10 protein-coding genes are annotated in these 11,405 nt (G+C 71.1%); 9 read left to right on the top strand and 1 reads right to left on the bottom strand.

The features are described from left to right. The first annotated feature begins 274 nt into the window (after nt 1-274). The 6 genes from ACFY30_RS15570 to ACFY30_RS15545 all read left to right on the top strand — a co-directional run bounded on the left by ACFY30_RS15570 (nt 275) and on the right by ACFY30_RS15545 (nt 8,273). On the top strand, nt 275-1,390 hold the full coding sequence (locus tag ACFY30_RS15570; RefSeq protein ID WP_390845707.1) for a DegT/DnrJ/EryC1/StrS family aminotransferase: 1,116 nt from the start codon (nt 275-277) through the stop codon (nt 1,388-1,390). Then, nucleotides 1,387-2,412 (top strand): Gfo/Idh/MocA family protein, encoded by a 1,026-nt coding sequence (locus tag ACFY30_RS15565; RefSeq protein WP_390845706.1) that lies wholly within the window; start codon nt 1,387-1,389, stop codon nt 2,410-2,412. The genes ACFY30_RS15570 and ACFY30_RS15565 overlap by 4 nt, the downstream gene beginning before the upstream one ends. Further along, nucleotides 2,402-3,982 carry a glycosyltransferase family 4 protein gene (locus tag ACFY30_RS15560; protein ID WP_390845705.1) on the top strand — a complete coding sequence of 527 codons (1,581 nt, stop codon included), beginning with the start codon at nt 2,402-2,404 and terminating at the stop codon, nt 3,980-3,982. Before ACFY30_RS15565 ends, ACFY30_RS15560 begins: the two co-directional genes overlap by 11 nt. After that, entirely contained in the window at nt 3,979-5,628 is a 1,650-nt protein-coding gene (locus ACFY30_RS15555; protein WP_390845704.1) for a glycosyltransferase family 2 protein, read from the top strand. Before ACFY30_RS15560 ends, ACFY30_RS15555 begins: the two co-directional genes overlap by 4 nt. A gap of 9 nt (nt 5,629-5,637) precedes the next feature. Then, a complete protein-coding gene (locus ACFY30_RS15550; protein ID WP_390845703.1) occupies nt 5,638-6,921 on the top strand; it encodes a nucleotide sugar dehydrogenase in 1,284 nt (427 codons plus the stop codon). A gap of 74 nt (nt 6,922-6,995) precedes the next feature. Further along, complete coding sequence (locus tag ACFY30_RS15545; protein WP_390845702.1) at nt 6,996-8,273, top strand: hypothetical protein; 1,278 nt, start codon at nt 6,996-6,998, stop codon at nt 8,271-8,273. 31 nt (nt 8,274-8,304) lie between these two features. Here the strand turns inward: ACFY30_RS15545 and ACFY30_RS15540 are convergent, their stop codons facing one another. Next, on the bottom strand, nt 8,305-8,907 hold the full coding sequence (locus tag ACFY30_RS15540; protein WP_390845701.1) for an acyltransferase: 603 nt from the start codon (nt 8,905-8,907) through the stop codon (nt 8,305-8,307). 241 nt (nt 8,908-9,148) lie between these two features. On the opposite strand from ACFY30_RS15540, the gene rplU reads away from it, so the two are divergent. The 3 genes from rplU (at nt 9,149) to obgE (ending at nt 11,304) form a co-directional block, all read left to right on the top strand. Continuing rightward, nucleotides 9,149-9,469: a 50S ribosomal protein L21 gene (gene rplU, locus ACFY30_RS15535; RefSeq protein ID WP_004931419.1), complete on the top strand. Its 321-nt coding sequence runs from the start codon at nt 9,149-9,151 to the stop codon at nt 9,467-9,469. Nucleotides 9,470-9,483: 14 nt separating this feature from the next. After that, entirely contained in the window at nt 9,484-9,738 is a 255-nt protein-coding gene (gene rpmA, locus ACFY30_RS15530) for a 50S ribosomal protein L27 (RefSeq protein ID WP_023550764.1), read from the top strand. Between the two features lie 129 nt (nt 9,739-9,867). Next, nucleotides 9,868-11,304: a GTPase ObgE gene (obgE, locus tag ACFY30_RS15525; protein WP_390845700.1), complete on the top strand. Its 1,437-nt coding sequence runs from the start codon at nt 9,868-9,870 to the stop codon at nt 11,302-11,304. Nucleotides 11,305-11,405 lie beyond the last annotated feature (101 nt).

Genomic DNA, 11,405 nt, shown 5'->3' with positions numbered 1-11,405 from the left:
CCGTCCGCGTACTGGTAACGTGCAGTCTGGTCCCGGTGGCCAAAGACATGCACACCGTGACCACAGCCGATGAGCACATCCGGTCCCATACCGGGTACGGCTGACTTCCCGCAAGGATCCCTCAGGGGGCGGGCTCCTGTGTACAAGCCGTCCACTCGCCTACAGGCGCCGGTGGACAACCAGGGATGCGGCCGTGCTGGGCATCGACACGGCCCCTTCCCGACCTTGCATGACGTGGTGCGCCTTCGAGGTCGCCGTAGAGGAGGGGATGTCGATGACCGACGCCCATGAGTTCATACCGGCCGCCAGACCCGTGATCGACGAGGAGGAGATCGAGGCCGCGGTACGCGTGCTGCGCAGTGGCCGGGTCGTCCAGGGTCCCGAGGTGGCCGCCTTCGAGGAGGAGTTCTCGGAGCTGGTCGACGGGCGCCACTGTGTCGCGGTCAACTCCGGCACCTCCGCGCTCCACCTGTCGCTGATGGCCCTCGGCCTCGGCCCGGGTGACGAGGTCATCGTGCCCTCGTTCTCCTTCGCCGCCTCCGCCAACGCGGTGCGGCTGGTCGGTGCCGACGTGGTCTTCGCGGACATCGACGCCGACACCTTCTGTCTGGACCCCGCCGCGGTCGAGGCGGCCATCACGCCGCGCACCGCGGCGATCATGCCGGTCCACCTCTACGGCCACCCCGCCGCCATGGACAGGATCATGGCGATCGCGGAGCAGCACGGGCTCGCCGTGGTCGAGGACGCCTGCCAGGCGCACGCGGCCGCCCTGAACGGGACCCCGGTCGGCGCCTTCGGTGCCGCGGGCACGTTCAGCTTCTACCCGACGAAGAACATGCACAGCCTCGAGGGCGGCATGATCTCCACCGGTGACGCCGAGGTCGCCCGCACCCTGCGCCTGCTGCGCAACCAGGGCATGGAGCAGCGCTACGCCAACGAGATCGTCGGCGCCAACGTGCGCATGACGGACGTCTCCGCCGCGATCGGGCGCGTGCAGCGCGGCAAGCTCGCCGGCTGGACCGAGCGGCGCATCGCCAACGCCGCGTACCTCACCGAGCACATCACCGCGCCGAACGTGGTCACGCCGAAGGTCGCCGAGGGCGCCCGGCACATCTACCACCAGTACACCGTGCGCATCCTGGGCGACCGCGACGCCGCCATGGCGAAGCTCACCGAGGCCGGTGTCGGCAACGCCGTGTACTACCCGACCCCCATCCACCGGCTGAAGCCGTACTGGGAGCCGGACCAGAAGGCCGGCCGCACCTGGGACCTGCCCGAGACGGAGCGCGCCGCCGCCGAGGTCGTGTCGCTGCCGGTCCACCCGGCGCTGTCCGCGCGGGATCTCGAGCGCATCGCCGCCGCCGTCAACGCGCTGGGGGAGCAGCTGTGAGCACCGGGAAGCCGCTGCGGGCGGGACTCGTCGGTCTCGGTTCCATGGGGCGTCACCACGCCCGGGTCCTGTCCGGTCTGGACGGCGTCGACCTCGTCGGCGTCGTCGACCCGATGGGCGACAAGTTCGGCGCGGCCCAGGGCGCGCCGATCCTGAACACCGTCGAGGAGCTCATCGCCCTCGGCGTCGACTACGCGGTCGTGGCCTGCCCCACCCACCTCCACGAGGAGGTCGGCCTGGCGCTCGCCGAGGCCGGGGTGTGCGCGCTCATCGAGAAGCCGGTCGCGGAGTCCGTGGACGGCGCCCGCCGGCTCGTCGAGGCGTTCGAGTCGCGCGGTCTGGTGGCCGGTGTCGGCCACATCGAGCGGTGCAACCCGGCGCTGCGCTCGCTGCGGGCCCGGCTGGAGGCCGGCGAGCTCGGTGACGTCTACCAGGTCGTCACCCGCCGCCAGGGTCCCTTCCCGCACCGCATAGCGGACGTCGGCGTGGTCAAGGACCTCGCCACCCACGACATCGACCTCACCGGCTGGGTGACCGGACGTGAGTACGTGTCCATCGCCGCGCACACCGTCTCCAAGAGCGGCCGGGTCCACGAGGACATGGTCTCCGCGGTGGGCCGCCTGGACGACGGCACCATGGTCAACCACCTGGTGAACTGGCTGAGCCCGCTCAAGGAGCGCTTCACCTCGGTCACCGGCGAGCGCGGCTGCTTCATCGCCGACACGCTCACCGCCGACCTGACCTTCCACTCCAACGCCGCCGTGACCACCGAGTGGGAGGCGCTGCAGGCGTTCCGCGGGGTGTCCGAGGGCGACATGATCCGGTACGCCATCCCCAAGCGTGAGCCGCTGCTGGTCGAGCACGAGCTCTTCCGGGACGCCGTGCTCGGCAAGGAAGCCGACATCTGCACCCTGCGCCAGGGAATGCGCACTGTTCAGGTGGCGGCCGCGGTGCTGCAATCGGCGACGGAGAACCGTAGCGTTTCCCTTCAGGCGGAGGACCTGGCAACTCATGGCAGCTGAGAACACGTCGGCGCAGAAGTCGGTGCGTGGCCGCATCGTCATGCTCGTCGACAACGGGGTGAACGGCGACTCGCGCGTGCAGAAGGAAGCACGCTCGGCCGCCGAGGCCGGGTGGGACGTGATCCTGCTCGGCAAGGGCAAGGGGAAGCAGGAGACGACCTGGGAGATCGGCAAGGCGCAGGTGCGTCTGCTGCCGGTGCCCGGGCCGATGCACCGCCGCCGTCACGAGTACCGCCGGGCCGTGCTGCGCTCGCCGCTGGCCTACAAGCCCGGCCCACTGGCCGCGTACCGCCGGCAGAAGATCAAGGCCTGGCGCGCCGACCTCAACATCCGGCTGATCCTCGCCCAGCAGGAGGGCTCGTTCCTCACCAAGCTGCGCCTGGTGCTTCCGCGGCTGGCGTCCCGGTTCGTGCAGAACTGGGTGAACCTGCGGGCGCGCAAGACCGCCAAGCTGGAGAAGCGCCGCAAGGAGATGGAAGGCCCGCTGGACCGGTTCACCACCGCGTTCTGGCACCGGACGATGGGCACCCGCAGCTGGCGCAGGCTCGACCCGCACCTGTGGGACCTGGAGCTGGCGTACGGCAAGGTCATCGACGAGCTCGACCCGGACCTGATCCACGCCAACGACTTCCGCATGCTGGGCGTCGGCGCCCGCGCCGTCCTGCGCGCCCGGGCCCGCGGCCGCGACGTCAAGCTGGTGTGGGACGCGCACGAGTTCCTGCCCGGCATCAAGCCGTGGAACTCGCACCCGCGCTGGCACAAGGCGCAGTGCGCGCACGAGCTGGAGTACTCGCGGTTCGCCGACGCCGTCACCACGGTGTCCGACACGCTCGCCGGGATGCTCCAGGAGCGGCACTCGCTCAAGGAGCGTCCGTCCGTCGTGCTCAACGCGCCCGACGCGGAGATCTCGCCGGAGCAGGCCGCCGAGCCGGTCCCGGACCTGCGGGAGCTGTGCGGCATCGGCCACGACGTGCCGCTGACCGTGTACAGCGGTGCCGCCGCCCCGCAGCGCGGCCTCGACATCATGGTCGAGTCGCTGCCGCAGCTGTCGGAGGTGCACACCGCCTTCGTGGTGCTCAACACCGAGTCCGAGTACATGCGCGGCCTGCGTGAGCGCGCCGAGGAACTGGGCGTCTCCGACCGGCTGCACATCCTGCCGTACGTGCCGCACTACCAGGTGGTGCGCTTCCTCGCGGCGGCGGACCTCGGGGTCATCCCGATCCACCACTGGCCCAACCACGAGATCGCCCTCATCACCAAGTTCTTCGAGTACTCGCACGCCCGGCTGCCGCTGGTCGTCAGCGATGTGAAGACGATGGGCGAGATGGTCCAGCGCACCGGCCAGGGCGAGGTCTTCAAGGCCGAGGACGTCGAGGACTACGTGCGCGCCGTCAAGTCGGTGCTCGGCGACGCGGCCCGCTACCGGGGCGTGTACGACACCTCGGGCCTGCTCGAGGAGTGGACCTGGGAGGCCCAGGCCGAACTGCTCGACAAGGTCTACACCCGGCTGGTTCCCGGCAGCGCGGTCCGCCCGGCGGCCGAGCGCAGACCGGTGGAGGCGGGAGCATGAGCGGCACACCGGACGTCAGCGTCGTCGTCGCGGTGTACAACACGATGCCCTACCTGACGGAGTGTCTGAACTCCCTGGTCGGGCAGAGCATCGGCCGAGAGCGCCTGGAGGTCGTCGCCGTCGACGACGGCTCCACCGACGACAGCGGCCGCGAGCTGGACCGGTTCGCGGCGCTGTACCCGGACACCGTCAAGGTGATCCACCAGCCGAACTCCGGCGGCCCGGCCGCGCCCAGCAACCGCGCGCTGGACGTGGCCACCGGCCGTTACGTCTACTTCATCGGCTCCGACGACTACCTCGGCGAGGAGGCGCTGGAGCGCATGGTGAAGTGCGCCGACGAGAACGACGCTGACGTCGTCGTCGGCAAGATGGTCGGCACCAACGGCCGTTATGTGCACCAGGCGCTGTACAAGGAGAACGTCGCGGACGTCAGCCTGTACGACTCTGCGCTGCCGTTCACCCTCGCCAACACCAAGCTGTTCCGGCGGGACATGGTGGAGAAGTACCACCTGCGCTTCCCCGAGCACCTGCCGGTGGGCAGCGACCAGCCGTTCACCATCGAGGCGTGCGTGCGCGCCCGGAAGATCTCGGTGCTGGCCGACTACACCTGCTACTACGCGGTCAAGCGCGGCGACGCCAGCAACATCACCTACCGCGCCGACCATCTGGCGCGGCTGCGGGCGGCGGCCGAGATCATGGACTTCACCGCCGGTCTGGTCGAGGAGGGCCCAAAGCGCGACGCCGTGCTGCGCCGGCACTTCACCTGGGAGCTGGCCAAGCTGGTCCAGCACGACTTCCCGTCGCTGGACCGGGAGTTGCAGCGGCAGCTGTGCTCGGGCATCGGCCGGCTCGCCGACGCCTACTTCACCGACGGCATCCGGGACGCCATGGACGTCAAGCGCCGGGTGCGGATCGCGCTGGCGCACGCCGGGGCGGTCGACGAGCTGGCCGAGGCGATCTCCTCGGAGAAGGAGCACGGGGCGCCCCCGTTCGTCGTCGAGGGCGAGCGCGCCTACGCCCGCTACCCCGGCTTCCGCGACCCCCGTATCGGTGTCCCGGACCGGGTCTACGAGCTGGTCGGGGAGGCCGTCCCGGGCCGCCTCGCCCAGGGCACCGAGCTGCTGGCCTCCGCCTGGGAGCAGCAGGGCGAGGCGCTCGCCTACACGGCGTCCGTACGGGTGCCGGTCCTCGGTGACGTCCAGGGCGCCGGCGCGGCCCTGCGGCTGATCAAGGGCGCGATGCCCAAGTCGGCGGACAAGCCGGGCGCGCGCCGGCTGCAGCCCGGGCACGAACTCGCCCCCGTGGTGGGGGAGATGCGGGTGGAGCCGGCCGCGGACGGCGCCGCCAGCGTGCTGCACGCCCGGGTTCCGCTGGAGCTCGTCACCGGCAAGCGGGGCGTGCGCGTGTACGTGGACGTGGCCGGTTCGACGTACGAGATCCCTGTGCGCGGCAAGGGGCTGCCCATGCCGCTGGCCCGCAGGTGGGGCCGGGACGACGACCCCTACCGGGCGTCGGCCCTGGTCAACCCCAAGGGACGCGTGGTGGTCGACACGGCCCAGATGTACCCCCCGAAGAGGACTGTCGTCCGGCGGGCGCTGGGGGGCCTTGTCCGGAAACTGAAGTCCCGTTCCAAAAGGAAGAAGTAGCGACCCTCCATGAACATCTGTGTAGTAGCGCTCGGCAAGATCGGGCTCCCGCTGGCGGTGCAGTTCGCCTCCAAGGGCCACCGGGTCATCGGCGCGGACGTCAACGAGAAGGTCGTCGAGCTGGTCAACGCCGGTGTCGAGCCGTTCCCCGGTGAGCACGACCTGGACGTCAAGCTGAAGCAGGCCGTCGACGCCGGTCTGCTGAGCGCGACCACGGACACCGCGTCCGCGGTCGCCGAGTCCGAGGCCGTCGTCGTGGTCGTCCCGCTGTTCGTGGACGCCGAGGGCGTCCCGGACTTCGGCTGGATGGACGCGGCGACCAAGGCGATCGCGCAGGGCCTCAAGCCCGGCACGCTGGTCTCGTACGAGACGACCCTCCCGGTCGGCACCACCCGCACCCGCTGGGCGCCGATGCTCGCCGAGGGCTCGGGCCTGACCGCGGGCGAGGACTTCCACCTCGTGTTCTCCCCGGAGCGCGTCCTCACCGGCCGGGTCTTCGCCGACCTGCGCCGCTACCCCAAGCTGGTCGGCGGCATCGACGAGGCGTCGACGGCCCGCGGCGTGGAGTTCTACGAGCAGGTCCTCGACTTCGACGAGCGCGCCGACCTGCCGCAGCCGAACGGCGTCTGGGACCTGGGCACCGCCGAGGCCTCCGAGCTCGCCAAGCTGGCCGAGACGACCTACCGGGACGTCAACATCGGTCTGGCGAACCAGTTCGCGCGGTTCGCCGACAGCAACGGCATCGACGTCAAGAAGGTCATCGAGGCCTGCAACTCGCAGCCGTACAGCCACATCCACCAGCCGGGCATCGCCGTCGGCGGCCACTGCATCCCGATCTACCCGCGGATGTACCTGTGGAACGACCCGGCCGCGACCGTGGTGCGCTCCGCCCGTGAGGCGAACGCCGCGATGCCCGAGTACGCGGTGGACCTGCTGGCGGCCGCCTACGGCGACCTGACCGGCGTGGGCGTCCTCGTGCTGGGCGCCGCCTACCGCGGCGGCGTGAAGGAGACGGCGTTCTCCGGCGTCTTCCCGACCGTCGAGGCACTCAAGGCGCGCGGCGCGGTGCCGTTCGTCTCGGACCCGATGTACACGGCCGAGGAGCTGACCGCGCACGGCCTCACCCCGCACCAGGGCGAGAAGGTCACCGCGGCGATCCTTCAGGCCGACCACGCCGAGTACCGCACCCTGACCCCGGCCGACCTGCCGGACGTCACGGTCCTCGTCGACGGCCGTCGCACGACGGACCCGGAGGCGTGGAAGGGCGTGCGGCGGGTTGTCATCGGCGGCTGACACAGCCGACCGTCGTAGGATGCGGCCCCGGCCAGTCGGCCGGGGCCGTTTTCCTATGCCCGGGGGACCCGTACGTGTCGGACGTCCACACCGCGCCGACCACCGCGCGCACCGTCACCCGCCCACGCCGTCTGCGGGCCGCCCTTCCCCTGCTGGTCTGCGTCGTGTACGCCGTCCTGCAACTCGCCGCGGGCCCCCGGTGGACGCTGTTCCCCGACTCCTACCGGTACGCCCGCGCGGCCGAGCAGTACCTGGGCGCCTCCCGCGAAGAGGCGCACCGCACGGCGCTGGCGGCGTACTGCACCAGCCGGGCCCGCCGTGAGGCGCACGAGGCGCGGCTGGCGCCGACGAACCGCACGAGTGCGCACGCCCTGGAGAGCGCCGCCGAGCGCACATGCTGGGAGCACTGGGCCGACGCGCGGGACATCACCACGGCGGACCCCCGCTACCAGGCCATCTTCGCCAATCGCCCCGGCTATCCGCTGCTCGCGGCGCCCTTCGTGGGCGCCTTCGGCGTGCTCGACGGCATGCGGCTGCTCGGCTTGCTCACGGCGGTGGGCGGCTCCCTGCTGGTCTTCGGGCTGCTGCGGCGCGGGGCGGGGCTGAGCCGGACGGCGGCCCTCACCGGGCAGGTGGTCTTCCTCGTCTGCCCGCTCGGCTGGTGGAGCGACCAGGCCCTGAGCGAGGGGCTGTTCACGGTGTGCACGCTCGGCGCGCTGTGGGGCGGCCTGGTGCTGCTGCGCCGCCGCTCCCTGCCGACGGCTGCGGCCGTCACGGCGCTGGCGTACGGGGTGGGCGCGGTCACCCGCTACTCGTCGGTCCTGGTCCTGGCGGCGTTCGTGGCGGCGGCCGCGACGGGCGCCCTGTGCTTCTCGCCCCGGCTGCGGCACCGGGGTACGGCCGTCCTGGCGGTGGTGTCGGCGGTGGCCGCGGCCTCGGTGGCCGTGGCGATGAAGGCGCTGGCACTGCCGTCCTCGCAGGTGACCCTCCAGGACACCTTCACCCACCACTTCCGGCTGCCCGAGGTCTCCGACCCCTGGGGCGATCTGCTCGGCCTCGCCGGCCGGTTCTGGCGGGACTGGGCGGCCCAGCAGGCCGGGCTGCCCTACTTCCTGGCCCTCACGGCTCTCGCCGTCTGGGCGCTCTCCCGGTACGGCGAGGGGCTGGGCCCGCTGGCCGCGGCGGCCGCGCTCACCGGGGCGTTCGTGGTCACCGACCATCCCCTCGTCCAGGAGGCGGACCGCCTCGGCGTCCTGATGTGGACACCGGTCGTCCTGGGCCTCCCCCTGGCCGTGGACCGCCACTGGGCGTGGCATCCGGCCCGGAAGCCGGAGCCACGCCCGGTGGGATGAGTCCGGGTGCCGCTCCTGCCGCTCCCGCCGCTCAGGCGGTGCGCTCGGTGAGGACGCCGTCCTTCTCGTCGTACAGCTCGCCCGTCTTCGGGCACTCCCAGACGCCGCTCTCGCCCTCGCGCCCGGTCAGCCGGACGCCGGCGCGGCCGACCCAGCCGATCTGCCGGGCCGGGACGCCCACCACGAGGGCGAAGTCGGGGACGTCCTTGGTGACGACGGCGCCCGCGGCGACCATCGCCCAGCGGCCGATGGTGATCGGCGCCACGCAGACCGAGCGGGCGCCGATCGAGGCGCCGTCGAGGATCTTCACGCCGACGGCCTCCCAGTCGCCGCCGCGCTTCTGCTTGCCGTCGGGGTCCACGGAACGCGGGTTGTGGTCGTTGGTGAGGACCACGGCCGGGCCGATGAAGACACCGTTGCCCAGCTGGGCGGGCTCGTAGACGAGCGCGTAGTTCTGCAGCTTGCAGTTGTCGCCCATGTGCACGCCCGAGCCGACGTACGCGCCCCGGCCGATCACACAGCCCTCGCCGAGGCGGGCACCCTCACGGATCTGCGCGAGGTCCCAGACACTGCTGCCGGCGCCGATCTCGGCACTCTCGTCGACCTGCGCGCTGGGCTGGACCCTGTAGTTCACTTGTTCGCCTTCCGGTGTCTGCGTTCGCGCTGTGAGCATACGGGCGACCGGGCTCGGTTTGACCCCCGCAGGGCCGCCCCGTAACCTTGAGCGTCGGTGTGTCCCCTAGGCGCGCCACATCCCCGTAAACCTCTTCCTCCCGGATGCCGGTCCGCCGGTGGCCAGGGAGAGGCCGTCCGTGACTGTTCCCGGTCGGCTGGACTGCGGGGGTGCCGTTCCCGAGCGAGAGAGTGAGATCCGCGTGTACGCCATCGTGCGCAGCGGTGGTCGCCAGCACAAGGTTGCTGTCGGCGACATCGTTGAGGTTGACAAGATTTCCACTGCCAAGGTTGGCGACACGGTCGAGCTCTCGACCCTGCTCGTTGTCGACGGCGACGCTGTGACCAGCGACCCGTGGGTGCTGGCCGGCATCAAGGTCCAGGCCGAGGTCGTGGACCACCACAAGGGCCAGAAGATCGACATTCTGCGCTACAAGAACAAGACCGGCTACCGCCGTCGTCAGGGCCACCGCCAGCAGTACACGGCGATCAAGGTCACTGAGATCCCCGCGGCTGCGAAGTAAGGGACTGAGGAGACATGGCACACAAGAAGGGCGCATCGTCCACCCGGAACGGTCGCGACTCCAACGCCCAGCGGCTCGGCGTGAAGCGCTTCGGCGGTCAGGTCGTCAACGCGGGTGAGATCCTGGTCCGCCAGCGTGGCACCCACTTCCACCCGGGCGCCGGTGTCGGCCGCGGCGGCGACGACACGCTGTTCGCGCTGCAGGCCGGTGCGGTGGAGTTCGGTACCCACCGTGGCCGCAAGGTCGTGAACATCGTTCCGGTCGCCTGAGTCAGCTCCTGATTCACGGCTGAGCCCGAACGCTTCGCGAGGCGGACCTCACTTCCCTCACGGGAAGGCGGGTCCGCCTTTCGCGTGTTACGCATAAGAAGATCCGTACGTCTCTGGAGGCACTGAACCATGACCACCTTCGTGGACCGCGTCGAACTGCATGTCGCCGCGGGTAACGGAGGCCACGGCTGTGCCTCCGTCCACCGTGAGAAGTTCAAGCCGCTCGGCGGGCCCGACGGCGGCAACGGCGGGCGCGGCGGTGACGTCATCCTCACCGTCGACCAGTCGATCACCACACTCCTCGAGTACCACCACTCCCCGCACCGCAAGGCCACCAACGGCAAGCCGGGCGAGGGCGGCAACCGCTCCGGCAAGGACGGCCAGGATCTCGTCCTGCCCGTGCCGGACGGCACCGTCGTGCTCGACAAGGCGGGCAACGTGCTCGCCGACCTCGTCGGACACGGCACCTCCTTCGTCGCCGCCCAGGGCGGCCGCGGCGGCCTCGGCAACGCGGCCCTGGCCTCCGCCCGCCGCAAGGCCCCCGGGTTCGCGCTGCTCGGCGAGCCGGGTGACCTGCGGGACGTGGTGCTGGAGCTGAAGACGGTCGCGGACGTGGCCCTGGTGGGTTACCCCAGCGCCGGCAAGTCCTCGCTCATCTCGGTGCTCTCCGCCGCCAAGCCGAAGATCGCCGACTACCCGTTCACCACCCTGGTGCCGAACCTGGGCGTCGTGACCGCCGGTTCGATCGTCTACACCATCGCCGACGTCCCGGGCCTGATCCCCGGTGCCAGCCAGGGCAAGGGCCTCGGGCTCGAGTTCCTGCGGCACGTCGAGCGGTGCAGCGTCCTGGTGCACGTCCTCGACACCGCCACCCTCGAGTCCGACCGCGACCCGGTATCCGACCTCGACATCATCGAGGAGGAGCTGCGGCAGTACGGCGGGCTCGGCGACCGCCCCCGCATCGTCGTCCTGAACAAGATCGACGTACCGGACGGCAAGGACCTGGCGGAGATGGTGCGGCCGGACCTGGAGGCGCGCGGGTACCGCGTCTTCGAGGTGTCCGCCGTCGCGCACATGGGGCTCAAGGAGCTGTCCTTCGCGCTTGCCGACCTGGTCGGGAAGGCGCGGGCCGCCCGGCCCAAGGAGGAGGCCACGCGGATCGTCATCCGGCCCAAGGCCGTGGACGACGCCGGCTTCACCGTCACGCTGGAGGAGGACGGTCTGTACCGCGTCCGGGGCGAGAAGCCCGAACGCTGGGTGCGGCAGACCGACTTCAACAACGACGAGGCCGTGGGCTACCTCGCCGACCGTCTCAACCGCCTCGGTGTGGAAGAGGAGTTGATGAAGGCGGGCGCCCGGGCAGGCGACGGTGTCGCGATCGGCCCCGAGGACAACGCGGTCGTCTTCGACTGGGAGCCGTCGGTCATGGCCGGCGCGGAGATGCTGGGCCGGCGCGGTGAGGACCACCGCTTCGACGCACCGCGGCCCGCGAGCCAGCGCCGCCGTGACCGCCAGGCCGAACGCGACGAGGCGGCACAGGAGTTCGACGGCTTCGAGCCCTTCTAGAGCCTGCCGGGACCTCTGGACCCGTTGCGGCAAGGTCAGGTTTCACCGCCTGTTCCCTGAGCGCAACGGGTCCTCTCCTGTCTCTCTGCTTGTCATGTATG

The sequence above is a fragment of the Streptomyces sp. NPDC000345 genome (assembly GCF_042898825.1).
Lineage (GTDB): Bacteria > Actinomycetota > Actinomycetes > Streptomycetales > Streptomycetaceae > Streptomyces.
Note: the sequence above shows the minus strand (reverse complement) of the source record. Positions and strands in the feature narration are given on the sequence as shown.

Bases quoted from the DNA above. Each gene is read 5' to 3' on its own strand.
- rpmA (WP_023550764.1), top strand. From the start codon at position 9,484: ATGGCACACAAGAAGGGCGCATCGTCCACCCGGAACGGTCGCGACTCC.
- ACFY30_RS15570 (WP_390845707.1), top strand. From the start codon at position 275: ATGACCGACGCCCATGAGTTCATACCGGCCGCCAGACCCGTGATCGAC.
- ACFY30_RS15560 (WP_390845705.1), top strand. From the start codon at position 2,402: ATGGCAGCTGAGAACACGTCGGCGCAGAAGTCGGTGCGTGGCCGCATC.
- ACFY30_RS15550 (WP_390845703.1), top strand. From the start codon at position 5,638: ATGAACATCTGTGTAGTAGCGCTCGGCAAGATCGGGCTCCCGCTGGCG.
- obgE (WP_390845700.1), top strand. From the start codon at position 9,868: ATGACCACCTTCGTGGACCGCGTCGAACTGCATGTCGCCGCGGGTAAC.
- ACFY30_RS15555 (WP_390845704.1), top strand. From the start codon at position 3,979: ATGAGCGGCACACCGGACGTCAGCGTCGTCGTCGCGGTGTACAACACG.